Annotated in this window: 24 protein-coding genes; 14 read left to right on the top strand and 10 right to left on the bottom strand. The window is 72.8% G+C overall.

The window, feature by feature from the left end; translation table 11 throughout:
- Positions 1-11: 11 nt before the first annotated feature.
- The 4 genes from aroF (at position 12) to DCW30_RS02610 (ending at position 5481) form a co-directional block, all read left to right on the top strand.
- On the top strand, positions 12-1055 hold the full coding sequence (gene aroF / locus DCW30_RS02625; protein ID WP_237283522.1) for a 3-deoxy-7-phosphoheptulonate synthase: 1044 nt from the start codon (positions 12-14) through the stop codon (positions 1053-1055).
- A gap of 338 nt (positions 1056-1393) precedes the next feature.
- Positions 1394-2377, top strand: coding sequence for a ParB/RepB/Spo0J family partition protein (locus DCW30_RS02620; RefSeq protein ID WP_076682892.1), 984 nt, complete (start codon positions 1394-1396; stop codon positions 2375-2377).
- A 66-nt stretch (positions 2378-2443) separates the two neighbouring features.
- Entirely contained in the window at positions 2444-4582 is a 2139-nt protein-coding gene (locus tag DCW30_RS02615) for a SpoIIE family protein phosphatase (protein ID WP_076682890.1), read from the top strand.
- A gap of 38 nt (positions 4583-4620) precedes the next feature.
- Positions 4621-5481, top strand: a complete 861-nt coding sequence (locus DCW30_RS02610) for an Fpg/Nei family DNA glycosylase (protein WP_076682888.1) — start codon at positions 4621-4623, stop codon at positions 5479-5481.
- A gap of 137 nt (positions 5482-5618) precedes the next feature.
- On the opposite strand, the gene DCW30_RS02605 is transcribed toward DCW30_RS02610, so the two are convergent.
- Positions 5619-6134: a hypothetical protein gene (locus DCW30_RS02605; RefSeq protein ID WP_062778121.1), complete on the bottom strand. Its 516-nt coding sequence runs from the start codon at positions 6132-6134 to the stop codon at positions 5619-5621.
- A gap of 290 nt (positions 6135-6424) precedes the next feature.
- On the opposite strand from DCW30_RS02605, the gene DCW30_RS02600 reads away from it, so the two are divergent.
- The gene (locus tag DCW30_RS02600) at positions 6425-7678 is read left to right on the top strand and encodes a CapA family protein (protein ID WP_079249885.1); all 1254 of its coding nucleotides are present in this window, start codon (positions 6425-6427) and stop codon (positions 7676-7678) included.
- Between the two features lie 31 nt (positions 7679-7709).
- Here DCW30_RS02600 and DCW30_RS02595 read toward each other — a convergent pair whose 3' ends face one another.
- The gene (locus tag DCW30_RS02595) at positions 7710-9137 is read right to left on the bottom strand and encodes an amino acid permease (protein WP_076682886.1); all 1428 of its coding nucleotides are present in this window, start codon (positions 9135-9137) and stop codon (positions 7710-7712) included.
- 114 nt (positions 9138-9251) lie between these two features.
- Complete coding sequence (locus tag DCW30_RS02590; protein ID WP_062778125.1) at positions 9252-9713, bottom strand: universal stress protein; 462 nt, start codon at positions 9711-9713, stop codon at positions 9252-9254.
- Positions 9714-9866: 153 nt separating this feature from the next.
- Between DCW30_RS02590 and DCW30_RS02585 the strand changes: the two genes are divergently transcribed.
- Positions 9867-10700 carry a polysaccharide deacetylase family protein gene (locus DCW30_RS02585; protein WP_076682884.1) on the top strand — a complete coding sequence of 278 codons (834 nt, stop codon included), beginning with the start codon at positions 9867-9869 and terminating at the stop codon, positions 10698-10700.
- Between the two features lie 38 nt (positions 10701-10738).
- On the opposite strand, the gene DCW30_RS02580 is transcribed toward DCW30_RS02585, so the two are convergent.
- Complete coding sequence (locus DCW30_RS02580) at positions 10739-11413, bottom strand: class F sortase (protein WP_076682882.1); 675 nt, start codon at positions 11411-11413, stop codon at positions 10739-10741.
- A gap of 347 nt (positions 11414-11760) precedes the next feature.
- Here DCW30_RS02580 and DCW30_RS02575 point away from each other — a divergent pair, with 347 nt between their 5' ends.
- Positions 11761-12252, top strand: a complete 492-nt coding sequence (locus tag DCW30_RS02575) for a hypothetical protein (RefSeq protein ID WP_062778132.1) — start codon at positions 11761-11763, stop codon at positions 12250-12252.
- A gap of 78 nt (positions 12253-12330) precedes the next feature.
- On the opposite strand, the gene DCW30_RS02570 is transcribed toward DCW30_RS02575, so the two are convergent.
- From DCW30_RS02570 to DCW30_RS02555, 4 genes are all read right to left on the bottom strand, one after another.
- Positions 12331-12879 carry a hypothetical protein gene (locus DCW30_RS02570; protein ID WP_076682880.1) on the bottom strand — a complete coding sequence of 183 codons (549 nt, stop codon included), beginning with the start codon at positions 12877-12879 and terminating at the stop codon, positions 12331-12333.
- Between the two features lie 277 nt (positions 12880-13156).
- Positions 13157-13375, bottom strand: a complete 219-nt coding sequence (locus DCW30_RS02565) for a hypothetical protein (protein WP_076688549.1) — start codon at positions 13373-13375, stop codon at positions 13157-13159.
- A gap of 79 nt (positions 13376-13454) precedes the next feature.
- Complete coding sequence (locus DCW30_RS02560) at positions 13455-14219, bottom strand: bestrophin-like domain (RefSeq protein ID WP_076682878.1); 765 nt, start codon at positions 14217-14219, stop codon at positions 13455-13457.
- 15 nt (positions 14220-14234) lie between these two features.
- Complete coding sequence (locus DCW30_RS02555) at positions 14235-14789, bottom strand: hypothetical protein (RefSeq protein WP_198505342.1); 555 nt, start codon at positions 14787-14789, stop codon at positions 14235-14237.
- Positions 14790-15080: 291 nt separating this feature from the next.
- Here DCW30_RS02555 and DCW30_RS02550 point away from each other — a divergent pair, with 291 nt between their 5' ends.
- The 4 genes from DCW30_RS02550 to DCW30_RS02535 all read left to right on the top strand — a co-directional run bounded on the left by DCW30_RS02550 (position 15081) and on the right by DCW30_RS02535 (position 19961).
- The gene (locus DCW30_RS02550) at positions 15081-16052 is read left to right on the top strand and encodes an SCO0930 family lipoprotein (RefSeq protein ID WP_076682874.1); all 972 of its coding nucleotides are present in this window, start codon (positions 15081-15083) and stop codon (positions 16050-16052) included.
- 199 nt (positions 16053-16251) lie between these two features.
- The gene (locus DCW30_RS02545; protein ID WP_062781588.1) at positions 16252-17064 is read left to right on the top strand and encodes an SAM-dependent methyltransferase; all 813 of its coding nucleotides are present in this window, start codon (positions 16252-16254) and stop codon (positions 17062-17064) included.
- Positions 17061-19196 (top strand): putative bifunctional diguanylate cyclase/phosphodiesterase, encoded by a 2136-nt coding sequence (locus DCW30_RS02540; RefSeq protein ID WP_062781591.1) that lies wholly within the window; start codon positions 17061-17063, stop codon positions 19194-19196. The genes DCW30_RS02545 and DCW30_RS02540 overlap by 4 nt, the downstream gene beginning before the upstream one ends.
- Positions 19197-19199: 3 nt before the next feature.
- Positions 19200-19961: a VOC family protein gene (locus DCW30_RS02535; RefSeq protein ID WP_076682872.1), complete on the top strand. Its 762-nt coding sequence runs from the start codon at positions 19200-19202 to the stop codon at positions 19959-19961.
- 1 nt (position 19962) lies between these two features.
- On the opposite strand, the gene DCW30_RS02530 is transcribed toward DCW30_RS02535, so the two are convergent.
- On the bottom strand, positions 19963-20838 hold the full coding sequence (locus tag DCW30_RS02530) for a LysR family transcriptional regulator (protein ID WP_062781599.1): 876 nt from the start codon (positions 20836-20838) through the stop codon (positions 19963-19965).
- Between the two features lie 96 nt (positions 20839-20934).
- Between DCW30_RS02530 and DCW30_RS02525 the strand changes: the two genes are divergently transcribed.
- From DCW30_RS02525 to DCW30_RS02515, 3 genes are read left to right on the top strand one after another with little or no spacing between them, the layout of a single operon-like run.
- On the top strand, positions 20935-21642 hold the full coding sequence (locus DCW30_RS02525) for a succinate dehydrogenase (RefSeq protein WP_076682870.1): 708 nt from the start codon (positions 20935-20937) through the stop codon (positions 21640-21642).
- Positions 21643-21645: 3 nt separating this feature from the next.
- Positions 21646-23604 (top strand): fumarate reductase/succinate dehydrogenase flavoprotein subunit, encoded by a 1959-nt coding sequence (locus DCW30_RS02520; protein WP_076682868.1) that lies wholly within the window; start codon positions 21646-21648, stop codon positions 23602-23604.
- A complete protein-coding gene (locus DCW30_RS02515; protein WP_076682866.1) occupies positions 23601-24347 on the top strand; it encodes a succinate dehydrogenase/fumarate reductase iron-sulfur subunit in 747 nt (248 codons plus the stop codon). The genes DCW30_RS02520 and DCW30_RS02515 overlap by 4 nt, the downstream gene beginning before the upstream one ends.
- Positions 24348-24494: 147 nt before the next feature.
- Here DCW30_RS02515 and DCW30_RS02510 read toward each other — a convergent pair whose 3' ends face one another.
- Positions 24495-26852, bottom strand: a complete 2358-nt coding sequence (locus DCW30_RS02510; protein ID WP_076682864.1) for an ATP-binding cassette domain-containing protein — start codon at positions 26850-26852, stop codon at positions 24495-24497.
- Between the last annotated feature and the right edge of the window lie 12 nt (positions 26853-26864).

The raw sequence follows: 26864 nt of genomic DNA, 5'->3' as shown, positions 1-26864 counted from the left end.
CCTTGGTCGTCGTGATGGCCCCGGAGGCCCTGCAGGAAGACGTGGACGCCGTCGTCGAACTGGTGCGCGCCGCGGGGGGTGACGCGTTCGTGAGCCGCGGCGTGACCCGTACCATCGTCGGTCTCGTGGGCGACGTGGACGCCTTCGCCGCCCTCAACCTGGCCCACCTCCGCGGCGTCCTCGACGTCGTGCGGATCTCGGTCCCGTACAAGCTCGTCAGCCGCGAGCACCACGTCGAGCGGACCGTCGTCACCGTGGGCGGCGTGCCGCTCGGGCCCGGCACCCTGACCGTCATCGCGGGACCCTGCGCCGTGGAGACGCCCGCGCAGACCCTCGCCGCCGCCCGGCTCGCCCAGGCCGCGGGCGCCTCCCTGCTGCGCGGCGGCGCCTTCAAACCGCGCACCTCGCCCTACGCCTACCAGGGGCTCGGGGAGGCGGGGCTGCGCATCCTCGCCGACGTCAGGGACGAGACCGGGCTGCCGCTCGTCACCGAGGTCATCGACCCCGACGGCGTCAGGCTCGTCGCCCCCTACGCGGACATGCTGCAGATCGGCACCCGCAACATGCACAACTTCGCCCTGCTCCAGGCGGTCGGCGAGGCCGGCAGGCCGGTGCTCCTCAAGCGCGGCTTCGGCGCCACGATCGAGGAGTGGCTGATGGCCGCCGAGTACATCGCGCAGCGCGGCAACCTCGACATCGTGCTCTGCGAGCGCGGCATCCGCACCTTCGAGACCGCCACCCGCAACACCCTGGACATCAGCGCCGTCCCGGTCGTCCAGCGCCTCTCCCACCTGCCGGTGATCGTGGACCCCTCGCACTCCGGCGGACGCCGCGACCTCGTCCTGCCGCTCACCCGCGCCGCCCTCGCCGCGGGCGCGGACGGCGTCATGGTCGACGTACACCCGGACCCGGCGACGGCGCTCTGCGACGGCGACCAGGCGCTGACCCGTCCGGAGGCAGCCGAGGTGGCGGAAGCCGTCGCCGGCCTCGCCCCGCTCATGGGGCGCACCCCCGCCCGCCCGGCCGCCGGAGCGCGGGCCGGTAGGGGTGCCTAGGGGTGGCGGAACCTGTGGGACCACTATGAGTGAGGGGTACCGGCTCCGAATACGCGTTGTTAGGCTGAACGCGTTCGGTCAGATGAGTTTCCGATGATTCCGACGGGAAGTCAGGCGCGAAATGCACGCGCCGGCCGACGGCTTTTCTCGTCCGCCGTCGCGCGCCACGCCTTTCGTCGTACGAGCCGGATGAGAACACGTCAGCGGGGCCCGCGTCGCGCTCCATTCATGGCGCCCTTGGTCAAGGGCGGGAGTGTACGCGGATATGACGTGCGCGAATCCGTGCGGGAACACGGAGACCCACGGGGGACATCGCATCAGGGGGAGTCGAATTGGCAATGTCCGAGCACGAAGCGTTCGATCGGATGATGGTCGTCGAGGTGGAGACGGGTTCGCTCGCGGTGGCGGGCTCACCGCGGACGTCCGGAGTGGACCAGGAACACGTGGCGGCGCTGGCGGTCGTGCAGACCCCGCTGCCGCCCATCACCGTGCACCGTCCGACGATGCGGGTCATCGACGGCCTGCACCGGCTGCGCGCCGCCGAGCTGAGGGGAGAGCGCAAGATAGCGGTGAAGTACTTCGACGGGGCCGAGGAGGACGCCTTCGTCCTCGCCGTCGAGTCGAACGTCACGCACGGCCTGCCGCTGTCGACGGCCGACCGCAAGCGCGCCGCCGCCCGCATCATCGCCTCGCACCCGCAGTGGTCGGACCGCATGATCGCCTCGGTGAGCGGCATCGCCGCGGGCACCGTCGCCGACCTCCGCCGCCGCGAATCCGGCAGCGGGGCCGACCAGGGCAGCAGGATCGGCCACGACGGCCGCGTCAGGCCGATCAACGGCGCCGAGGGCCGCAGGATCGCCAGCGAGCTGATCGCGCAGAACCCCACGCTGTCCCTGCGGCAGGTCGCCAGGGTCGCCGCGATCTCGCCGGAGACGGTTCGGGACGTGCGCAACCGCATGATGCGGGGCGAGGACCCGCTGACGCGCCGCGGCAGGCAGGCGCGGGGCGCCGACGGCACGGCGGCCGCCCCACCGAGGCTCGGCCGCGCGCCGTCGGCCGTACTGGCGAAGGATTCCGCGCAGGACCGCGCCGCCGCCGTGAAACGCCTCAAGGCCGACCCGGCGCTGCGCTTCAGCGAGATCGGCCGCACGCTGCTGCGGCTGCTCAGCGTCCACTCCATCAGCGTGGAGGAGTGGGAGCAGATCCTCGACAAGGTCCCGCCGCACTGCCGCGGCGTCGTGGCGTACCTGGCCAAGGAGAGCGCGGAGATGTGGTCGGAGGTGGCGGTGCGGGTGCAGAGCAAGGTCGCCGAGACGGCGTAGCGCGGCGTGTGCGCGCCCGGGCCGTCCCCGCGTGCGCGCGTCCGGGGCCCCGCCTAGCGTGGGGCCATGGACGCGGGCAGCGGTGGGCACGGCCCGGCCGGGCACTGCCGCTGTGGACAGCCGGCCGGGCGGCCGGGCGGCTGCTTCCTCGAGCTGTACGGGCCCGCGCTGCGCATGGGGTGCTTCGACTGGGACCTCGACAAGGGCCTCATGGCCATGGACGCCACCGCCCACGAGGTCTTCGACCTGCGCCCCGACGAGTACGACGGCAGGCCCGAGACGCTCGCCGCCCGCGTCCCCACCGCCGAGGGCAGGCGCCTCGACCAGACCGTCGCGAGCGCCCTGAAGGACGGCAGCGAGACCTACGGCGCCTACTTCCGGGTACGCCACCGCGACGGCGCCCTGTGCTGGACCCACACGCACGGCTGCATCCGCCGCGACGGCGCCGGCCGCCCGCACCGCATCGTGGGCGTCGTCAGGGACGCCACCCGTGAGCTCGGCGACAGCCCGCCAGCCCTGCGGGAGCTGGCCGACGCCGAGGCCGAGCGACGCCGCAGGACCAGCATCGTCGAGGGCACCACGGCGGCCCTGGCGCACGCCCGGACGGTCAGCGACGTCATCGACGTGCTCCGGGACAACCACGGCCTCGCGCACCTGGGTGCCGCCAACCTCGTCATGGGCCTCGTCGAGGCCGGACGCATCCGGCTGGTCGCCGAGGGCCCCGCGGGCAGCTTCGTGCCGGGCACCCGGCTCACCCGCGTCGAGGAGCCGTACCCCATGAGCGAGGTCGTCAGGAACCTTGCCCCCCGCTACATCGAGTCCGCGCGGGACTTCGCCGAGTCCTACCCGGTCCTGTGGCCGCACATCGACCGGCTCGGCATCACCGCCGCCGCCTACCTCCCGCTGATCGCGCAGGCCAAGCCGATCGGTGTACTCGGCCTGCTCTACCGGGACAAGACCGGCTTCACCGCCGAGGAGCGCAACGTTCTCGTCGCGCTCGGCAGCAGCATCGCGCAGAGCCTCCAGCGCGCCATGTTCTACGAGCAGGAGAAGGACCTCGCCCAGGGCCTTCAGCAGGCCATGCTGCCGCGCACCATCCCGGGCGTGCCCGGCGCGGAGATCGCCGTCAGATACCGCTCGGCGGCCGTCGGCCGCGACATCGGCGGTGACTGGTACGACATCATCCCGTTGCCCGGCGGCGCCCGCTCAGGAGGGAGCAGGGTCGGCGCCGTCATCGGCGACGTCCAGGGCCACGACACCCACGCCGCCGCCGTGATGGGCCAGCTCCGCATCGTGCTGCGCGCCTACGCCGCCGAGGGGCACGCCCCGGCCACCGTCATGGCCCGCGCCTCGACGTTCCTGCACGAGCTGGACACCGACCGCTTCGCGACCTGCCTGTACGCGGAGGCCGACCTCACCACCGGCATGGTGCGGTTCGTGCGCGCCGGGCACCTCGACCCGCTGCTCCTGCGCGGCGACGGCTCCTGCCGCAGGCTGCCGGTCGCCGGCGGCCTCCCGCTCGGCCTCTCCGCCGAGTTCGGGCGGCTCGACTACCCCGTCACCACCCTCGAACTCGGCCCCGAACAGACCCTGCTGCTCTGCACCGACGGCCTCGTCGAGGAGCCGGGGCACGACCTGGACGACGGTCTGCGGGCCCTCGCGGGGCTCGTCGCCTCCGGCCCCCGGGACCTGCGGAAGCTCGTCGACCGGCTCTGCGGCATCGTCGACGGCCGGGGCGGGGACGACGACGCCGCGCTGCTCCTGCTGCGCCGCAGGACGCGGGACGCGCCCCTGTCCGGCGGCCGGCTCCAGCAGCACGTCGCGCCCGGGGACCCCGAGGCGCTCACCGAGGCGCGGCGCATGATCAGGGCCGCGGTGCGGGCCTGGGGCGCGGGGGAGCGGGCCGACGAGATCGAGCTGGTCGCCGACGAGATGATCACCAACGCGCTGATGCACACCGAAGGCGCCGCGGTCGTGACCCTGCGCGTCCTGAGCGGCGCCGACCGGCGGCTGCGGGTCGACGTCGAGGACTGTTCGAGCGCCCTGCCGCACCGCAGGGAAGCGGGCGAGGAGGGCGTCTCGGGCCGTGGCCTGCTCCTGGTGGACCGGCTCGCGGACGGCTGGGGCGTGGACGCGCGGGGCAGCGGCAAAAGCGTCTGGTGCGAGTTCGTCATGCCGGCCAGGGACCGAGGGGGACGCCCGTGACCGTGACCGTCGGACACCGTGAGGAGTGAGGGAGAGCCATGCCGGAACTGCCCGAAGTGGAGGCGCTGCGCGGTTTTCTGACGGACGAGTTGGTCGGCCGCCGGATGACGGCCGTCGTGCCCGTCGCGGTCAACGTCCTCAAGACGTACGACCCGCCCCTCCTCGCCCTGGAGGGCCGCACGGTCACGGGTGTGGCGCGGCACGGCAAGTTCCTCGACGTCGACGCCGAAGGGCTGCACCTGGTGACGCATCTGGCCCGCGCGGGCTGGCTGCAGTGGCGCGACCCGCTCCCCGAGGGCCTGCCACGGCCCGGCAAGGGCCCGCTGGCGCTGCGGGTGGCCCTGGACACCCGGCAGGGCTTCGACCTCACGGAGGCGGGCACCCAGAAGCGCCTCGCGGTGTACGTGACGCCGGAGCCTGCGGAGATCGAGGGCATCGCCCGCCTGGGGCCCGACCCGTTCGCCCCGGACTTCGGCGAGGAGCGGTTCGCCGCGCTGCTCGCGGGCGAACGGCGGCAGGTCAAGGGGGCGTTGCGCGACCAGAGCCTCATCGCGGGCATCGGCAACGCGTACAGCGACGAGATCCTGCACGCGGCCCGCATGTCCCCCTTCAAGCTCACGTCGAGCCTCACCGAGGAGGACGTCCATGGACTGTACGGGGCCCTGGTCACCACGCTGACCGGGGCGGTGGAGCGCTCACGGGGCCTGGCGGCCGGCCGGCTCAAGGCGGAGAAGAAGAGCGGCCTGCGCGTGCACGGCCGCACGGGCGAGCCGTGCCCGGTGTGCGGCGACACCATTCGCGAGGTGTCCTTCGCCGACTCCTCGCTGCAGTACTGCCCCACGTGCCAGACGGGCGGGAAACCGCTGGCGGACCGGCGGATGTCGCGCCTGCTGAAGTGAGCGGGCGGCAGGGCTCGCGGCCCGCCGCGCCCGCGGCCGGGTGGCGCCGCGGCGACCGGTCTCCCGGCCCGTCCGTCGCTGCCACGGCTCCGGCGGACGCGCCCGCGGCCGGTACGAGGGCGGCCCGGGAGCGCCGCTCAGAACAGGTGGATCGCCAGGTGTCCCAGCGGCAGGCCGAGCCGCCACGCCGGCGTCCACACCTTCGGCCCGTCCTCCTCGCCCGGCAGCGCCCCGCCGCCCGGCACCGCGTCCAGGTCGGGCGCGAGCAGCTCGGTCTCCTCCAGCCACCGCCAGGCCAGCTCCGCGAGCTCCAGGTCGGGTCCGGGGCCGTCGGCGGCTTCGGCGTCCTCCAGGAGCAGCGCCATCCGCTCCCGCACCCAGTCCAGCCAGAGCTGGTCGTACTCCGTCAGGGAGAGCCAGGTCTCCATCTGCGTGATGACCCGGATGCCGGACAGCTCGCCCCGGTGGTCCGAGAGGAAGACCGTCAGGGCGAGCGCGTCGCGCCCGGCGCGGTACTCGAACGACGTGGGCGGCATGAGATCGCCCGTGCGCAGCAGTTCGTCGGCGATGTACTCGGCGTACAACCACGCCATGGGCACCGCCAGTCCGCCGTCCTGGGGGCCTTCCGTGTTTCCTCTGCTCTCGTGCAGCATCCAGCTCCGCCTTCCTCCGGTCCGTGCGCGTCACCGGCCTCTGGCCCCCACCCCGGAACACGGATGAGGACAGCCGATTACCCGAAGGGGGTGCGGAGCAAGGCGCTTTACGGAGCTTTGACCCGGCCCACGGTTTCACCGCAGGTCGGCGGGGTCGTGTTGTTCGCGTCACAGGGGTCGGCGGTTTGACTCCGTTTCAGGGACTGCGACGGCATTGCTCCTTGATTAATCATTAAGTACGTATGTGGATTTATCTGGCCGGATATCGCCCTATCGACGGAGCCAGATCGATGACGCAGCGCGCAGGCAGTTCACGGGACACTCGTGCCTCGGGCGCCCCAGGGCGCACAGCAGTCAAGGGGCGGATCCGGCGAGCGGCGACCGTGGCGACGGCGGCCCTGGTGGCCGCGGGCTGCTCGGCGCAGCCGGGCGACGGGGCCGCCTGGTGGGTGTCACCGAGCGGCTCCGCCCCGGAAGCGGACCGCCACCCGGCGGCCGGCAGCACGGCCGGGGAGCGCGGCTTCACCCTGGTCGCCTCCGGCGACGTGCTGCCGCACGCCGCGCTCATCCGCCAGGCCGAGGTGGACGCGGGCGGCGACGGCTACGACTTCGCGCCGATGCTGGCGGGCGCCAAACCGGTGGTCTCCAAGGCCGACCTGGCGATCTGCCACATGGAGACGGTGTACGGGGCGAACGGCGACTACACCGGCTATCCCACCTTCAAGTCCCCGCCCCAGGTGGCCCGCGCCCTCAAGACCACCGGGTACGACGCCTGCTCCACCGCCTCCAACCACTCCCTGGACGACGGGGCGGCCGGCATCCGCCGCACGCTCGACGCCCTCGACGAGGCGGGGATCGCGCACGTGGGGACGGCCCGCACCGCCGCCGAGGACAAGGAGCCCGCGTGGCTGCGGGCGGGCGGCGCGAAGGTCGCGCAGCTCGCGTACACGTACGGCACGAACGGCGCTCCGATGCCCAAGGGCAAGCCGTGGTCGGTCGACCTGATCGACCGCGAGAAGATCGTCGCCGACGCGCGGGCGGCCCGTAGGGCGGGCGCGGACGTGGTCGTCGTCAGCATGCACTGGGGCACGGAGTGGCAGGACGCCCCCGACCGGCGCCAGCTCACCCTGGGCGAACGGCTCACGGCCTCCCGCACGGGCACGCGCCCGGACATCGACCTCGTCATCGGCACCCACGCGCACGTCCCCCAGGCCTACGAGAAGGTCAACGGCACCTGGGTCGTCTACGGCATGGGCGACCAGATCGCCAACCTCATGATCAACCACCAAGGCGTCCGCGACCCGCGCGGCAACCAGGGTTCCATCGGCCGCTTCACCTTCGCCCCGCCCGCGGAGCCCGGCGGCCGATGGGTGGTGCGGAAGGCGGAGTTCATCCCGATGTGGTTCGACACCCGCGTCATGCGGGTGGTCAACCTCAACAAGGCCCTGGCCCAGGGGGCGGACGTGTCCGCCGTCCGGGACCGCATCCGCCGGATCGTCCTGAGCAGGGGGGCGGGCGAGAGCGGCCTGGAGATGGGCCAGTAGGCGCCGCCCGCCCGCCGCGGACGACGGCGCGTCACTTCCCGTCGGCGCGCTCCGCCTTCGCCAGCTCCGACTTCCGGTACGAGTAGGCGAAGTAGATCACCAGACCGACCGCGAACCAGACGGCGAAGCGGGCCCAGGTCTGCCACTGCAGGAACGTGATCAGCCAGATGGAGAAGACGACACCGATCGCCGGCACCACCGGCATTCCCGGGCAGCGGAAGGTGCGCGGCAGGTCGGGCTGCCGGTAGCGCAGCACGATCACCGCGACGCACACCACGACGAAGGCCAGCAGGATGCCGATGTTGGTCAGCTCGGCCGCCTCACCGATCGGCAGGAACCCGGCGATGGCGGCCGACGCGAAACCGACGATCCACGTCACCCGCGTCGGCACGTGCCGGGTCGCGTGGGTCTTCGCGAACCACTTGGGCAGCAGCCCGTCGCGGCTCATGGAGAACCACACACGCGTCACGCCCAGCATGAACGTGAACATCACGGTGAGGATGCCGATGATGGCGCCGACGGCGATGACGTCGGCGAGCCCGCCGAGCCCCACCGACTTGAAGGCGCTGGAGAACCCGCTCTCCGGGTCGATGTCCTTGAAGTCCTGCATGCCGGTCAGCACCAGGCACGCCAGGACGTACAGCACCATCGAGACGGCGAGCGAGTAGAGGATCGCCTTCGGCATGTGGCGCTGGGCGTCCTTGGACTCCTCGGCGGCGGTGCTCATCGCGTCGTAGCCGAAGACCGCGAAGAACACGGTCGCCGCGCCCGTGAACGCGCCGCTGACGCCGAAGGGGAAGAACGGCTGGTAGTTCCCGGTGTTCACATGGAAGAAGCCGACGCCGATCACGACCAGCACGACCAGGACCTTCAGGACGACCACGACCATCTCGAAGCGCGCCGCGTTCTTGATCCCGAGCGTGAGCAGATACGCGATGAGCAGACAGAGCAGCGCCGCGAAGAGGTCGACCTTGTGCCCGTCGCCCGTGCCGGGCGCGCCCAGCATCCACGTGGGCAGCTCGGCGCCCATGTCGTTCAGGAGGAAGTTGAAGTAGCCGGAGATGCCGATCGCGACCACCGCCACGATCGCCGTGTACTCCAGGAGCAGATCCCACCCGATGAACCAGCCGGTGATCTCGCCGAGCACCACATAGCCGTACGTGTACGCCGACCCGGCCTTCGGGATGAGCCCTGCGAACTCGGCGTACGAGAACGCCGCCGCCGCGCTCGCGACGCCCGCGATGAGGAACGAGATCAGGACCGCGGGTCCGGCCTTCTCGTTCGCCACGGTGCCCGCCAGCGTGAAGATGCCGGCGCCGATGATGCCGCCGACCCCGATCGCGGTGAGCTGCCAGAGACCGAGCGAGCGGGCGAGCCCGCCGCCCGAGGCCTCCGAGTCGTCGATGTGCTCGATGGGCTTGCGGCGCAGTACGCCCTTGCCCCTCCGGAGTTCCGCCATGAGCTCCACCTCTTCGCGAACGCGACCGGCCGATGGCGGATCATGATGGCCCAGCGGGGCCCCGTACGGAAGACGCCACACCCGCGCGGCTCACGGCACCACGCATGACGCCGTTCACGGCACCACCGTGACGGGCCAGCGCCCCGCCTTCACGAGCCGCACGGCGACGGAGCCGACGATGCGGTGGCCCGCCTGCTCGGAGGCGCCGACGACGACGGCGTCGGCCTTCAGGTCGTCGGCGGCGGTGACGAGACCGCTGTAGGGGTCGCCGCGGAAGGTGTGGAACTCCCACCGGACGGCGAATATGTCCTTCACCCGCTCGGCCGCCTCCCGGATCTCGGTGATGAGCCCCTCGGCGATCTCGTCGGTGGTCTCGGCGATCGGCGCGCCGAGCGCCGCCCCGGCCGCCATCACCGGCTGGACGTAGACGACGGCGAGCAGGGCCCGCTGCCGCCGGGCCAGCCCTCCGGCATACGCGGCGGCGCGCAGGGAGGACGCGGAGCCGTCGACCCCGACGACGATCACCTTGGGCCCGTCGGTGCCGCGTTCGAACTGGTGGGACTGGTCATCACTCACGCCGAGAGGTTAGCGGAGCGGCTGAAAGGCCCTGCGGGCAGCCGTCCCCTTCCGCCGCCCCCGCCCGGTGGCCGCCGCGTCTGATCGGGTGCATTCCGCGGGCGCCCCGTGTTGGTGTGCCGTGCCGGTCATCGGCCGTGCGACGGATAACTCATGAAAGACGATGAGCCGACCCCGGGGCGCAGGCTGCTGCTCCGCGCCGCCGCGGCCCTGGGCCTCGCCGCGACCGCGGGCTGCGCGGACGGTCCCGGGGCCTCCGCGCCCGCCGGCAGCCCCGCCGCCGGCGCACCGGTGGCCCCCCGGGCGCACCGGCCCTACGCGTACCGCCTCCAGCCCTTCGCCGGGAACGGGCCCCCGCGCGCCGGCCGCGCCCTGCCCCGGGTGCGCGAGGCGCCGATCCTGCGGGTGGACGGGCGGCGGCGCTCGATGGTGCTGACGTTCGACGACGGGCCCGACCCCCGCTACACCCCCGGCATCCTGCGCACGCTGCGCGAGCACGACGTGCGCGCCATGTTCTTCGTGTGCGGGGAGATGGCCGCCGACAACAGGGACCTGCTGCGCGAGATGGCCGACGACGGCCACGTGATCGGCAACCACACCTGGACCCACCCCCTGCTGACCCGGCTCGACCGCTCCTCGACGCGCGACGAGATCGAACGCACCTGTGACGTGGTCGAGGACATCGTCGGTGAGTACCCCGCCTGGTTCCGGGCCCCCTACGGCGCCTGGAACCGCAACGTCTTCCAGCTGGGCGCCGAACTCGGCATGGAACCGCTCGCCTGGACCGTCGACACCCTGGACTGGACCGAGCCGGGCGCCAAGGCCATCGTCCGCCGCGTGCGCGCGGGGGCCGCGCCCGGAGTCGTGGTGCTCTCGCACGACGCGGGCGGCGACCGCACCGGCACGGTCGAGGCCCTCCGCGACTACCTGCCGGAACTGCTCGACTCCGGCTACCACCTCACGGTGCCGAACCGCCACCAGGTGTGAGCCGCCACGGGGCGACGCCGAGGCGCCGCCCGCCGGGGTCAGCGCACCTCGACCAGGCGGGCGAACACGACGACGTTGCCGTCGTAGCCGGTCTGCTCGGAGTAACCGCCGCCGCACGTGATGACGCGCAGCTCGGGGGCGCCGCTGTTCCCGTAGACCCGGCTGCCGGGGAAGTTCTCCTTGGAGAACACCTCGATGCCGTAGATCTCGAAGACCGCGGACTTCCTGTCCTCGCGCCTGACCTCGACCCGGTTGCCCTTCTCCAGGGAGCCGAGACCGTAGAAGACGGCGGGTCCCTGCTGGTTGTCGACATGGCCGACGACCACCGCCGTGCCCTTCTCGCCGGGCGCGACGGCACCGGTGAACCAGCCCGCGAGGTTCGGGTCCTCGGGCGGCGGTGCGTCCACCCACCCCTCGGGGTCCAGACCCACCGGCACGATCGGCGCGTCCACCTGGATGCCCTTGATGCGGATCCGGTCGGCGGGGGAGAAGGCCAGCGGGGCGGGGGCGCCGGGCCGCGCCTCGGGGGTGTGGTCCGCCGCCGCGGCGGACGCGGGCTGCGGGGGGCCGACGTCGAACTCCCCCGATCCGTTGCGGATCAGCGCGAGGCCGGTGAGCAGGACAAGCGCCATGACACCCCACGGGGCGCGCTTCTTCTGCCTCTCCTCCTCCTTGAACCTGCGATCGTCGTCGGCGGGCTGGGGCGAAGGCATCTCTGTCCCCTCTCAACGCGGCTGCGCGCCGCGTCCGTTGCGCGTACGAGAACGCTAAGCGCGGGGCGCGCGGCGTGCGAAAGGGCGGGGGCGAACGGGTGGCCCGCGCGGGAGCGGTGCGCCATCCGTGTCGGCCCCGAGCGGAAATCTGTGACGGTCTGTGACCTGCGACGATGCCGGGTCGCGCGGACACGCCCCGGCGTGTCGTCTCACCAGGACGGCCGAGCGCCGACATGCGGGCGGGTACCCGGCGTCCCAGGGTCGGACCGGGAGGCGCTCTCGCCGATCGACCGGGGACGGTATCCCCGGGGCGTCTTCCGCGGAGGATTGCCATGCGTACCTCTCGTATGCGAACAACGCGCGCCCTCGCGGTCGCGGCCGCGGCCGGCGCCGTCGTCGGGCTCGCAGCCCCGGCCGCGTCGGCGTGGGCCGACCCGACCAACATCGTGGCGATGCCCAGTGTGATCCCCAGGGGCGGGCAGCTGACGGTGACGGTCGACGGCTCGTCCTGCCAGCGCGGCGGCAAGGTCACCTCGCGCGCCTTCGCGGACGCCGACCTGCACGCGCTCAAGAACAGCACCACGTCGAGCGCGACCGCCGTCGTGCACCGGAACGCCTCCCCCGGCTCGTACGACATCACGGCCCACTGCGGCGGCAAGACGCTCACCCGCCCGGCCGCGTTCACCGTCATCCACGGCGGCGTGCGCGGCGGCTTCGGCGGCAGCACGCACTCCGGGGCGACCACCACGGACATGGCGATCGGCAGCGCCCTGGTGGGGGCGGCCGTGGTCGGCGGCACGGTGTTCTGGATGCGCCGCCGGGCGGAGAAGAAGATCTGACGGGCCGATCCGGGAAGAGGATCTGGGCGCGAGCCCCCGGGGACCTCAAGACGCCCCGGGGGCGGACGCCGGCGTCCTTCAGGAGCTGTCCTCGCCGGTGCGGCGGCGGGCCTTGTAGTACGCGGCGCCGATCGCGCCGAGGATCAGCGCGGAGCCGAGGGCGATCTCCTGGGCGTCGAGTCCGCCGAGGCTGCCGCCGGTGCCCGCCTTCACGCCCTTGTGGGCCGAGTGCTCGGGGCGGTGGTGCTCCGGCCTGCCCTGGCCGCCGTCCCGGCCGGTGGCGATGGTGAGGTCGGTCTTGCCGATCTCGCCCTTGCAGTCGAACGTCACCTCGTACATGGCGCCGGGCTTGGCGTCCCAGAACACCTGGGCGGTGGTGGACGACTGGCCGCGCGGGATGTGGGCGTCGTCGAAGACGCCGGATGTGATCTTGGTGTCACCGTCGCACCTGTCGACGCCGAGGGTGACCTGGCCCCCCGCGGCGATGGTCGAGGGGGTCACGCGGAAGCCGAACGACGTGATGTCGTTGTTCTCCTCGCCCGTGACGGCCGCCGAGGCGGGCGGGACCGTGAGCGTCAGGAGTGAAGCGGTGAGCAGGGCGGCCGAAGCGACGCGTATCGCGCGCATGGTGATCCTCCGGTGTCTCCGAGGAGCAGCTGCGGACCTTCTTCCGCTGTCGCCTGAAATGCACCTCGATGCCGGAAACGCTAGGTAGGTACCGTGCGGGCCGCGATCGGTGTCGTGCGAACGGGGTAACGGCGACCGCCGACCGGGCGAATGTGCCGGCGCGGCGGCATGGGTGAGCGGCCGGTGTGAGAGGCGCGGCGGCGGTGACCCGCCGGGCCCGCCCCGTGGCGCTGACCCGCAGGCCACGCCCCGTGGCGGTGAGATGAGGTCCGGCAGATCAGTCTCCCGGAGCCGTCCAGCCGTGGCGTCCGCCCCGCCACTCGACGAGATGCGGGTCGTCGAGGGCGACGTCGGCCTCGCCGAGGCCCGCGCGGCACAGGAGTGCGACGAGTTCGCGGTCGCTGCGGGCGAATCCGGCGTCGCCGCCGCGCACGGTGACCCGCCGCCCGCCGTCGGGGGCGGGCGGGTGGACGACGATCGGTGTCTGCCAGGGCATGGCATACAGGATGCGCCGCGGAGGCCCGCGGCGCATCGTCATTCACGGCCACCGTGGCGGCGGGGCGGCCCCGCCCGCTTCAGCCGCCGAGCTGCGCGAGCAGTTCCCGCAGCGGTTCCGCGCCCGCGGCGACGCCCCGGCTGTAGGGGGAGTCGAAGTCCCAGATGAGGAAGAGCAGGAACGCGAAGAGCGCGGAGAAGATGCCGGCGAGGATCAGTTCGCGCGGTGTGCGGCGGATCTGCAGGGCGAAGATCATGCCGATGGTGATGAGCCCGCCGATGACCAGGCCGAACCAGACCACGCCGGGCATGGTCGCGCCCGTGCTGTCCGCGCGGGAACTGCGGGCGTCGTCCGCCGCCGCCACCGCGTCGATGAGCGGCTGGTACGTCTGGGCCTCGAAGTCCGACTTCGGCCGGTAGTCGGTGACGTCCTGCCGTACCTGGCGGAGCAACTGGCGTCCTCGGTCGGTGAGTTCGCCCTTGTCGGCCATGGTGTCCCACTCCTTGGTGACGACATGGCTGACATAGGTGTGGACATCGGCACGAATACGGTCACGGACGTCGTCCGGATAGGCGTCCGCCCGCTCCGAGACCTCGTGCAGCGCCTGGGCCTCCTGGCGTACGTACTCCTGCGCGGCGCCGCGGGCCTCCCAGACGCCCGCGATGGCGAGACCCAGGACGATGGCGTAGACGACGCCGATCATCATGGTCATGTACTCGATGACGTCGGGGGTGTCCGACGCGTCGTAGTCCTCACCGGTCTTGCGGTGCCGCAGGAGCGTCACGATGAGCACGACACCGCATGCGGCCACCATCGCGAGGGTGAGAACAAGCCATTCCGACATGGGGACCTCCGGCGGTCAGCGCGGGCGGAGCGCGGCGGCGGCGAGCACCGCGGGCGCCGTGATGAGCAGGGTGAGCGTGACGATGGACGGGCCGCCGCGGGGCGGCGCCGTGCGCGCTTGGGGTCGATACGAGGGGTAGGCCACCGGCTGCGGCTTTTCCGCCGTTCTGGAAGGAGTCGGCTTCGGCTTCGGCCTCGGCTCGGGCTTCGCTTCGGGGGGCGCGGACGGCGCGGGCGCGGGCGTGCGCGGCGGTGGAGTCGGCGCCGGCGTCGGGGTCGGCGAAGGCGCCGGGGCGGGCGGCGGCTCGGGGGCCTCCGGCCTCGGGGGCGGTGGGGGCGGCGGAGGCGCGGGTGGTGGCGGCGGGGGAGGCGGCGGCTCGGGGCGCGGGGGCGGCTTCGGCCGGTGCGTGGGGCCGGGGTGGCAGTGGTCGCCGTCGCCCGCCACGGCCCAGTTGTCGCCGCCGGCGCCGCCGCCCTGGTCGATCGAGGCGTAGCCGCAGTCGCCCGCCGCGGCCGTGCCGGCGGCCGCGGGGGCGCCGAGCAGCAACGCCAGTGCCAGGAGCGCCAACACGCGGGTCACCAGGGGCCGTAAGCCCCGAAAAGTTCCGTGCACGACGGAGATCATGGGCGGCGGGCGAGCCCGGCGCGCCGTTACCGCCCCGGAATGACCCGAAGGAAGGAGACGTGCCGCCGGGAGGTTTGGCGGCGCGGAACCCGGTTCGCCGCCCCCTCCCGGCGCACCCCTCGACACAAAGAATCTTGCGGCCCCGTTGAACGCCCCCGCGGCCCCCGCCCGTACCTAGGGCCATGCGTGACGTCAACAGGCGCCACGAAAACCCCAGTGGACAGCGGGAGTTCGAAGATGCGGCAACCCACACACCGGGCCAGGCGGAGCGCCTCGCTCGTAGCGACGGCTGCGGCCCTGCTGGCCCTGGCGACGGCGTGCGGACAGGAGAAGGGCGACCAGTCCCCGAACGGCCGGAACGTGGGCAACGAGGCGCCCGCCAAGGACGGTTACAGCGCGGGCGACGACTACGGCGCCGCCAAGGACGAGGCCGCGGCCGAGCCGAAGGCCGCCGGACAACTGGCGGTGTGGGAGAGCAAGAAGCTCGGCCGGGTCGTCACGGACAGCGAGGGCTTCACGCTCTACCGCTTCGACAAGGACAGCGCCCGGCCGCCCAAGTCCACCTGCGACGCGGCCTGCCTCGCGGCGTGGCCGGTCGTCGCCGCCGACGGGGCCAAGGCCGCACCGGGCGTCGACGAGTCGCTGCTCGGCGAGGTCACGGCCGCGGACGGCGCCAAGCAGCTCACCATCGACGGCTGGCCGATGTACCGCTACGCCAAGGACACCAAGCCCGGCGACGCGAAGGGGCAGGGCGTGGGGGGCGCCTGGCACGCCGCGGCCCCCGACGGCGAGAAGGCGTCCGCGCGGGCGGCCGGGCCCGCTCCGGCGGGGACCGCGCCCGCCGACCCCGCGGGCCTGTCGACCCGCGAGGACCCCGAGCTCGGCGAGATCGTCGTCGACAGGAACGGCATGACCGTCTACCGCTTCACCAAGGACTCGGCCTGGCCGATCAAGTCGAACTGCGTGGGCGCCTGCGCCGAGAAGTGGCCCGCCGTGGCTCCCGTGCCCGAGGCCGACGCCGAGGGCGTCCGGAAGAAGGGCTACATGACCTACGACCGCCCGGACGGCGGCAAGCAGCAGACGATCGACTGCTGGCCGCTGTACACCTTCTCCGGCGACAAGAAGCCCGGCGACACCAACGGGCAGGGCGTCGGCGGCGCCTGGTACGCCGCGAGCCCCGACGGCAAGGCGGTGGGAGCCCCCGAGTAGCCCCCCACGGGTCCGGCCGGCCCGTCCCCCTCATCACGAGGCGGGACGGGCCGGTCGCGGTGTGTCGCAGGGCACGTGCCAACGGCAGTGACCGAGAACGGACGGCCAATTTCCGTTTTGACTCGCTCCGTTGGCGGGCGATCAGTAGCCTCACCCTCGAACAACGGATCGCCCGCGTCCCCTACGTCTTGGAGTCTTGATGGAGCGTCCCGCCTGGGCCCCGCCGGGCATCGACATCTCGATGCCGAGCGTGTCCCGCATCTACGACTACTACCTGGGCGGTTCGCACAACTTCGAGGTGGACAGGCAGGCGGCCCGCAAGGCCATGGAGCACATGCCGGGCCTGCCCAAGGTCATGCAGGCGAACAGGGCCTTCATGCGGCGCGCGGTGCGCTACGCCATGGCGCACGGCGTCACCCAGTTCCTCGACATCGGCTCCGGCATCCCGACCTTCGGCAACGTCCACGAGGTCGCGCTGCGGGCCGGCGACGAGGCGCGCGTCATGTACGTCGACCACGACCCGGTGGCCGTCGCCCACAGCAAGGCGGTGCTCGACGGCTGCGACCGGGCCGGGGTCATCACCGCCGACCTGCGCAAACCGCAGGACATCCTGGGCAGTCCCGAAGTCGGCGCGCTGCTCGACCTGGACCGCCCGACGGCGCTTCTGCTCGTCGCCGTCCTGCACTTCGTCGAGGACGCGTACGATCCTTGTGCGGCGGTCGCCGAGCTGCGGGACGGGCTCGCCCCCGGCAGCCTGATCGTCCTCACCCACGCCTCGTACGAAGGGATTCCGGTTCCCCCCGAGCAGGCCGGCCGGACGGTCGGTGTATACAAGGACATCCGCAATCCGCTGATCATGCGCTCGCGCGACGAGATCGCACGGTTCTTCGAGGGATACGACATGGTGGAACCCGGCCTGGTGCCGATGCCGCACTGGCGGCCCGACACCGCGCCCGAGGAGGAGGATCCGTATTCCTTCTCGGGCTTCGCGGGCGTGGGGCGGAAGCGTTGAACGGCGAGCCGGACGGGCCCGAGGGAAGACTGCGCAGGTTCGCGACCATCTGGAGCCGGGCGATCTTCCCCGCCACGGCGACCTCGCTGACGCGGCCGGAGTTCGAACTGCAACTGGTGCCGCTCGCCCGCCGCTTGCGCGACGCCCTCCAGGCCCGGGTCTTCGACGCGGCGGAGGGCCAGGCCGTCGGCGCCGCGCTGGTCGGCACGCACTGCACCGAGCCCGAGGCGCTCAGCCGCACGCTCGACTGCGTCGAGGCCTACCTCGTCCTGTACTGCGGCGGCGACGGGCCCCGCGAGGAGCTGCGGGCCCGCTGCGCGCGCATCCAGCACTCCCTGGCCGCGGGCTTCGCCCAGGCGCTGCGGGAGCGCACCCTCGCCGAGCAGGAGGCGATCTCCCGCGCCGCCCTCAGCGCGCGCAGCGCCGTCGCCGAGGCCCTGCACGCCAGCGAGGCACGCTTCCGCGCGGTCTTCCACGGCGCCGCGATCGGCATCGGCATCGCGGACCTCGACGGCACGGTCCTCGAGGTCAACGACGCGCTGGTCCGCATGTTCGGCGGCCTCGAACAGCATCTGCGCGGGCGCAACGTGGGCGAGTGGACCCACCCCGACGACTCGCCCCACGTATGGCGGCTCTACGAGGAGCTGGTGCGCGGCGAGCGCGAGCACTACCGCGTGGAGAAGGCCTTCTACCGCCCCGACGGCACGGTCCTGTGGACCAACCTGACGGTGTCGCTGCTGCGGGACGCCGACGGTGTGCCGCAGTACCAGCTCGCGCTGATGGAGGACACCACCGAGCGCCGCCTGCTCAATCTGCGCCTGCGGTACGAGGCGACGCACGACGCGCTCACCGGTCTGCCCAACCGCACCCTGTTCTTCGAGCGCCTGGAGAAGGCGCTCTCCGCGGGGCAGGACGCCCGCTTCGGGCTCTGCTACCTCGACCTCGACGGCTTCAAGACCGTCAACGACAGCCTCGGCCACGCGGCGGGCGACCGGCTGCTCGTCGAGGTCGCCGACCGGCTGCAGTCCTGCGCGACCGCGCCCGGCGAGATGGTGGCCCGCCTCGGCGGCGACGAGTTCGTGGCGCTCACCACCGGGCCCGACACCGAGACCGAGGTCGACGAGCTCGCGGGCCGCATCATGAACGCCCTCGCCACCCCGGTCCGCGTCGACGGCCGCGAGCTGACCGTGCGCGGCAGCATCGGCATCGTCGAGGGCCCCGCGGGCGAGCGCGGCGCGGCAGAGGTGCTGCGCAGCGCCGACATCACGATGTACCGCGCGAAGTCCGCGGGCGGCAACCGCTACGAACTCGCCGACCCCGAGGCCGACGCCCGCGCCATCACCCGGCACGGCCTGACCACGGCGCTGCCCGCGGCCCTGGAGCGCGGCGAGTTCTTCATCGAGTACCAGCCGCTCGTGCACCTCGGCGACGGCAGCGTGCGCGGCGCCGAGGCGCTGGTGCGGTGGCTGCACCCGCAGCACGGCATCATCGGCCCCGACCGGTTCATCCCGCTCGCCGAGCACACCGGCCTCATCGTGCCGCTCGGCCGCTGGGTCCTCGAGGAGTCGGTGCGCCAGGCCAGGACGTGGGAGGCCCGGCACAGCGGCGCCGGGCCGCTGCGGGTCAACGTGAACCTCTCGCCCATGCAGCTCACCCACCCGAACCTGGTCTCCGACACGGTCGACATCCTGGAGCGCGAGGGCCTCGCGCCGGGCGCGCTCTGCCTGGAGGTCACCGAGTCCGCGTTGATAGGGGCCGACGACGACCTGCTGAAGCCGCTGCGCAGGCTCGCCGAGATGGGCGTGGACATCGCGCTCGACGACTTCGGCACGGGCTACTCCAACCTCGCCAACCTGCGCCGGCTGCCGGTGAGCGTCCTCAAGCTGGACCGTTCCTTCACGCAGGGCATGCAGCACTTCCCCGCCGACCCCGTCGACCTGAAGATCGTCGAGGGCATCGTGGCGCTGGCCCACAGCCTGGACCTCGCGGTCACGGTGGAGGGCGTCGAGACGGGGCACCAGGCCGACCAGCTCCGCGAGCTGGGCTGCGACACGGCCCAGGGCTGGTACTACGCCCGTCCCGGCCCGCCGGACCGCCTGCACCAGCTGGCGCTCCTCGACGCGACGGGCTGAGCCGTGATCCGTTGGGCGTACGCCTTCATCGACCGGCCGCGCGCGGCGTTCCCCCGCGCGTGCGCCTTCTGGACCGCGGTCACCGGCACCCGTCCGTCCGCGCCCCGCGGACCGGGCGGCGAGTTCGTGACGCTGCTGCCGCACGGTCCCGCCGACGCGTCGCTGAAGGCGCAGGCCGTGGCGGCGGGCCCCGGCGGCGCGCACCTCGACCTGGCGGTGGACGACCTCGCCGCCGCGGCCGATGAGGCCCGGCGGCTCGGCGCCGTCCCGGTCCACGCGGAGCCCGGTCTCGACGTGCTCCGCTCACCGGGCGGCCAGTCGTTCTGCCTCGTGGCCTGGGCGGGCGAGTCCTTTCTTCCGGCGCCGAACGCCGCGCCGGACGGCACCCTCAGCCTCCTGGACCAGGTGTGCCTGGACGTGCCCCCGGAGGCGTACGACAGGGAGGTCGCGTTCTGGGCGGCCCTCACGGCCTGGCGGCAGGTCCCGGGCACCCGCCCGGAGTTCCTCGACCTGGAGCCGCCCGCGCACGTGCCGGTCCGGCTGCTCCTCCAGCGACTGGACACCCCGGGCCCCGCGGGCGCCCACCTCGACCTGTCCTGCGGGGACCCGGACGCGGTGCGCGCCTGGCACGAGAGCCACGGCGCGACGTTCGTGTCACGCGGCACGCACTGGCTGGTGATGCGGGACCCGGCGGGCGGCGTCTACTGCCTGACGGGGCGTGACCCGGTGACGGGACGGCTGCGGCAACGCGCCGGGGGCGGCTGACTCAGCGATCGAGGAGCATCCGCTGCAGTTCCCGTGCCGCGCGGGGCGGGGCGACGTCGCTGCGGTGGGCCAGGGCGATGGTGCGGTGCAGGCCCGGGCCCGCCAGGGGCGTCATCCGCAGGTCGGCGCCGGAGCGCTCGGCGACCATGCGGGGCACGACCGCCAGGCCGAGGCCCGCGCGGACGAAGCCGAGGACCGCGTCCATCTCGCCGCCCTCCACCGCGAACTCCGGCTCGAAGCCCTCCGCGCGGCAGGCGGCGACGGTGAGTTCCCGCAGGTCGTAGCCGTGGCGGAACATCACGAGGCGCTCGCCCTGGAGGTCGGCGATCCGCACTCTCCTGCCCAGGCCGCGTTCGCGGGGTGACGAGACCACCACCAGGTCCTCGCGCAGCAGCTCCACCGTGGTCAGCGCGGGCGACGGCGAGGGCAGCGGCAGGACCACGAGGGCGAGGTCCAGGGCGCCGCGCGCCAGTTCGCGGACCAGGTCGTGGGAGCCGCTCTCCTCGACGAGCAGCTGGATGCCGGGGTGGCGGTCGCGGAAGGCGCGCAGCACTTCGGGAAGCAGGCCCGTGCACACGCTCGGCGTCGCGCCCAGGCGGATGCGGCCGCGGCGGAGCTGCGCGAGTTCCTGCACCTCGATGCGGGCGGTGTCGGCGTCGGCGAGGATGCGGCGGGCCAGCGGCAGCAGGGCCTCGCCGGCGTCGGTGAGCGCGATGTTGCCGCGGGCCCGGCTGAACAGCTCCGCGCCCAGCTCCTTCTCCAGGGCCCTGATCTGCTGGGAGAGCGACGGCTGCGCGACGTGGACCCGCTCGGCGGCGCGTGTGAAGTGCCGGGTCTCGGAGACCGCGACGAAATACTGGAGCTGCTGGAACTGCATACACGGCACGATACGTGCGTCGATAGCTTTGGGCTATCAACATCAGCCGAGCCATGTCTTGGACCGATCAGGGACCACGGCCGTACGGTCCCTGACATGGCTCTGGCAACGCGGACGGACAAACGGCCGTCCATGACCCGTACGCTCTGGGACTCCACCATCGGCAAGAAGACCGTGATGGCGGTGAGCGGTCTGATCATGCTGCTCTATCTCTTCGCGCACATGTTCGCGAACCTGAAGATCTTCTTCGGGCCCGAGGAGATCAACCGCTACGCGCACTGGCTGCGCACGCTCGGCGAGCCCTTCCTGCACTACGAGTGGACGCTCTGGCTGGTCCGCGTGGTCCTCGTCGCCGCCGTCGTCGCCCACGCCACGTCCGCCTACCAGCTCAGCCGCCGCGACATCAGGGCCCGCCCCACCTCGTACGTCCACAAGAGGCGCGGCGCCACCTTCGCCACCCGCACCATGCGCTGGGGCGGAGTCATCCTCGGCCTCTTCATCGTCTGGCACATCCTCGACCTGACGACCGGCACGGTGCACCCCGGCGGCTACGAGCACCTGCGCCCGTACCAGAACGTGATCGACACCTTCTCCACCTGGTACGGCAACGTCATCTACCTCGTCGCCGTGACCGCCCTCGGCTTCCACGTCCGACACGGACTGTGGAGCGCCGCACAGACCCTGGGCGTCGGCACCGCGACCCGCGACCGCGTCCTCAAGCCCCTCGCGACGGGCCTCGCCCTCGTGCTGACCGCGGGCTTCGTCTCCGTACCCGTCGCCGTCATGACCGGACTGGTGAGCTGACCCATGAATCACTCCAGCGCATACGCCGACTACACCACCGGCGAACCGCTCGCCGACGCCAAGGCCCCCGACGGGCCCATCGCGGACCGCTGGGACACCCGCCGCTTCCAGGCGAAGCTGGTCAACCCCGCCAACCGCCGCAAGCACACCGTCATCGTGGTCGGCACCGGCCTGGCCGGCGGCTCCGCCGGGGCCACCCTCGCCGAACAGGGCTACCACGTCGTGCAGTTCTGCTACCAGGACTCACCGCGCCGCGCCCACTCCATCGCCGCGCAGGGCGGCATCAACGCCGCGAAGAACTACCGCAACGACGGCGACTCCGTCCACCGCCTCTTCTACGACACCGTCAAGGGCGGCGACTTCCGCGCCCGCGAGTCCAACGTGCACCGCCTCGCGCAGATCTCCGTCGAGATCATCGACCAGTGCGTCGCGCAGGGCGTGCCGTTCGCCCGCGAGTACGGCGGGCTCCTCGACACCCGCTCCTTCGGCGGCGTGCAGGTGTCCCGCACCTTCTACGCCCGCGGCCAGACCGGACAGCAGCTCCTCCTCGGCGCGTACCAGGCGCTCAGCCGCCAGATCGCCGCCGGGAACGTCGAGATGCACCCCCGCACGGAGATGCTCGACCTCGTCGTGGTCGACGGGCGGGCACGCGGCATCGTCGCCCGCGACCTGATCACCGGCAGGATCGACACCTACTTCGCGGACGCGGTGGTCCTCGCCTCCGGCGGCTACGGCAACGTCTTCTACCTGTCGACGAACGCCATGAACTCCAACGCCACCGCCGTCTGGCGCGCTCACCGGCGCGGCGCGTACTTCGCCAACCCCTGCTTCACCCAGATCCACCCCACCTGCATCCCGCGCACCGGCGACCACCAGTCCAAGCTCACCCTGATGAGCGAGTCCCTGCGCAACGACGGCCGCATCTGGGTGCCCAGGGCCAAGGGCGACGACCGCCCGCCGAACAAGATCCCCGAGGACGAGCGCGACTACTACCTGGAGCGGATCTACCCCTCCTTCGGCAACCTCGTGCCCCGCGACATCGCCTCGCGCGCGGCGAAGAACGTGTGCGACGAGGGGCGCGGGGTCGGCCCCGGCGGCCAGGGCGTCTACCTCGACTTCGCCGACGCCATCCGGCGGATGGGCAGGAAGGCGGTCGAGGAGAAGTACGGCAACCTCTTCGAGATGTACGAGCGGATCACCGCGGAGAACCCCTACGAGGTGCCCATGCGGATCTACCCCGCCGTGCACTACACGATGGGCGGCCTCTGGGTCGACTACGACCTCCAGACCACCGTCCCCGGCCTCTTCGCCGTCGGCGAGGCCAACTTCTCCGACCACGGCGCCAACCGGCTCGGCGCGAGCGCGCTCATGCAGGGCCTCGCCGACGGCTACTTCGTGCTCCCCTCCACCATCAACGACTACCTCGCACGCCACCCGCACCAGGACGAGGTCAGCGCCGAGCACCCCGCCGTGCAGGAGGTGGTGGCCGAGACCGAGGACCGCCTCAACCTGCTCCTGTCCGTCGACGGCGACCGCACGCCCGACTCCTTCCACCGCGAACTCGGCGAGGTCATGTGGGAGTTCTGCGGCATGGCCCGTACGGAGACGGGGCTGCGCAAGGCCCTGGAGCGCATCCCGCAGATCCGCGAGGAGTTCTGGCGCCGCATCAAGGTCCCCGGCGCCGGCGAGGAGTTCAACCAGTCCCTGGAGAAGGCCAACCGCGTCGTCGACTACCTCGAACTCGCCGAGCTGATGTGCCTCGACGCCCTGCACCGCGCCGAGTCCTGCGGCGGCCACTTCCGCGAGGAGTCCCAGACCCCCGACGGCGAGGCCGCCCGCGTCGACGAGGAGTTCTCCTACGCCGCCGCCTGGGAGTTCACCACCACCGGCGGGGCCCCCGTCCTGCACAAGGAAGACCTCGTCTTCGAGTACGTCCACCCCACTCAGCGGAGCTACGCATGAAGCTCACCCTGCGCGTCTGGCGCCAGAAGAACGCCGCCGCCGACGGCGCGATGTCCACCTACGAGGTGGACGGCATCTCAAGGGACATGTCCTTCCTGGAGATGCTGGACACCCTCAACGAAGAACTCATCGTCAAGGGCGAGGACCCCGTCGCCTTCGACCACGACTGCCGCGAGGGCATCTGCGGCGCCTGCTCGCTCGTCATCAACGGCGACGCCCACGGCCCCGAGCGCACCACCACCTGCCAGCTCCACATGCGGTCCTTCGAGGACGGCGACACCATCGACATCGAGCCGTGGCGCGCCTCCGCCTTCCCGGTCGTCAAGGACCTGGTGGTGGACCGCTCGGCCTTCGACCGGATCATCCAGTCCGGCGGCTACATCAGCGCCCCCACGGGCTCCGCGCCCGAGGCCCATGCCGCGCCCGTGCCGAAGCCGGACGCCGACTCCGCCTTCGAGCACGCCGAGTGCATCGGCTGCGGGGCCTGCGTCGCCGCCTGCCCCAACGGCTCGGCCATGCTGTTCACCTCGGCCAAGGTCAACCACCTCAACGTGCTGCCGCAGGGTGCGCCCGAGCGGGAGACACGGGTCCTGGACATGGTGGCGCAGATGGACGAGGAGGGCTTCGGCGGCTGCACGCTCACCGGCGAGTGCGCCACGGCCTGCCCGAAGGGCATTCCGCTGCCGTCCATCTCGGCGATGAACAAGGAGTGGCTGCGGGCGACCCGGAAGGTCGGCCGCTGAGCCCTCGTCGTCCGGCGCGGGGTGGTCCGTGGCTTGTCGCGCCGTGCGCCCGCGCCCCTTTCGGGCGCGCGGCTCGCAGAGCGCTCCCTGCGGCTCGCGGACCGTCTGCGGGCCGCGGGGCCGCGGGAAGCCCACCGCGTCCGGTGATCACCTCTGGGTCTGTCCCAGGGCCCGCGCCAGATACGGCGCGGTGCGGCCGCCCCCGGCGCGGGCCACCTCGGCCGGGGGACCCTGCGCCACGATCTCCCCGCCCCGGTCGCCGCCGCCGGGGCCGAGGTCGATCACCCAGTCCGCGCCCGCCACGACCGCCATGTCGTGCTCGACCACGACCACCGAGTTCCCGGCGTCGACCAGCTCGTGCAGCCGGCGGGTGAGGAGTTCCACGTCGGCCGGGTGCAGCCCCGTCGTCGGCTCGTCGAGGAGGTACAGGGTGTGGCCGCGCCGGGCCCTCTGCAGCTCGCTCGCCAGCTTGATGCGCTGGGCCTCGCCGCCCGACAGCTCCGTGGCGGGCTGGCCGAGCCGCAGATAGCCGAGCCCCACGTCCAGGAGCGTGCGCAGGCTGCGGACCACGGCGGGCGTGCCGGTGTCCGCGAAGAAGTCCGCCGCGGCCGCCACGGTGAGGTCGAGCACCTGGGCGATGTTCTTCCCGTGGTACGTGACGTCGAGGGTCGCCGGGTTGTAGCGGGCGCCCCCGCAGTCCGGGCACGGCGCGTAGGTGCTCGGCAGGAAGAGCAGTTCGACGCTGACGAAGCCCTCGCCCTGGCAGGTCTCGCACCGCCCGCCCGCGACGTTGAAGGAGAACCGGCCGACGCCGTACCCCCGCTCCCGCGCCTCATCCGTGGCCGCGAACACCTTGCGCACGACGTCGAAGAGGCCCGTGTAGGTGGCGAGGTTGGAGCGTGGCGTGCGGCCGATGGGCCGCTGGTCGACCCGGACGAGGCGGCCGACGCCGTCGAGCTCCTCGGTGATCTCCCCGACGAGGGTGGACTTGCCCGAGCCCGAGACACCCGTGACCGCCGTGAAGGCGCCGAGCGGGAACTCCGCCGTCACCGCCCGCAGATTGTGCCGGGTGACCGGGCCGACCTTCAGCCGGCGCGCGGCGGCCCGCACTTCGCGTGCCGGCGCGGGGGCGTCGTCGAAGAGGAAGCGTGCCGTCGCCGACTCCGTGACGGCTTCGAGGTCCGCCACCGGGCCGCTGTGCAGCACCCGGCCGCCGTGCTCGCCGGCCCGCGGCCCGACGTCCACGAGCCAGTCCGCGTGGCGCATGACGTCGAGGTGGTGCTCCACGACGAAGACGGAGTTGCCCGCGTCCTTCAGCCGGTCGAGGACGTCGAGCAGGGCCTCGGTGTCCGCCGGGTGCAGGCCCGCGGAGGGCTCGTCCAGGACGTACACGACGCCGAAGAGGCCGGAGCGCAGCTGGGTCGCCAGGCGGAGTCGCTGGAGTTCGCCCGCCGACAGGGTGGGGGTGGCGCGGTCCGGGCTGAGGTAGCCGAGACCCAGCTCGGTGATGGTCGCGATGCGGGCGAGCAGGTCCCCGGTGAGGACGCGGGCCGCCTCGGTGGCGTCGGCAGCGCCCGCGAGGACGTCCGCCAGCTCGGAGAGCGGGAGCGCGGCCAGCTCGGCGATGGTGCGGCCCGCGAAGGTGACGGCGAGCGCCTCCCGGCGCAGCCTGCTGCCGCCGCAGAGCGGGCAGGGGGTGCTCGCGAGGAAGCGCTCGGCCTTGGCGCGCAGCGTCTGGCTCTTGGAGTCCGCGAAGGTCTTCATGACATAGCGGCGGGCGCTCATGTACGTGCCCTGGTACGGGCGTTGGATGCGCCCCGCGTCACGCACCGGGTGCACGGTCACCACGGGCTGCTCGTCGGTGAACAGGATCCACTCGCGGTCGGCCGCGGGCAGCTCGCGCCACGGGCAGTCGACGTCGTACCCCAGGGCGTCGAGGACGTCCCGCAGGTTCTTGCCCTGCCAGGCGCCCGGCCAGGCGGCGATGGCGCCCTCGCGGATGGAGAGCGAGGCGTCCGGCACGAGCAGTTCCTCGCTGGTGCGGTGCACACGGCCGAGCCCGTGGCACTCCGGGCACGCGCCGGCCGCCGTGTTCGGCGAGAACGCGTCGGAGTCCAGCCGCTCGGCGCCCGCGGGGTAGTCGCCCGCGCGGGAGAACAGCATCCGCAGCGAGTTGGACAGGGTGGTGACCGTGCCCACGGAGGAGCGCGACGTCGGCGCCGCACGCCGCTGCTGGAGCGAGACCGCGGGCGGCAGCCCGGTGATCTCACCGACCTTCGGAGCGCCCACCTGGTGGATGAGCCGGCGGGCGTACGGGGCGACCGATTCGAAGTAGCGCCGCTGGGCCTCGGCGTAGATCGTCCCGAAGGCGAGCGAGGACTTCCCCGAGCCGGAGACCCCGGTGAACACCGCGAGGACGTCGCGCGGCACGTCCACGTCGACGCCCCGCAGATTGTGCTCCCGGGCGCCCCGGACGCGTACGAACGGATCGTGAGGGCTGTGCATGGGCGGTGCTCC

This window comes from Streptomyces alfalfae, assembly GCF_004127445.1.
GTDB lineage: Bacteria > Actinomycetota > Actinomycetes > Streptomycetales > Streptomycetaceae > Streptomyces > Streptomyces alfalfae.
The sequence above is the reverse complement of the archived record's forward strand: the minus strand, read 5'-3'. Positions and strand labels throughout refer to the sequence as shown.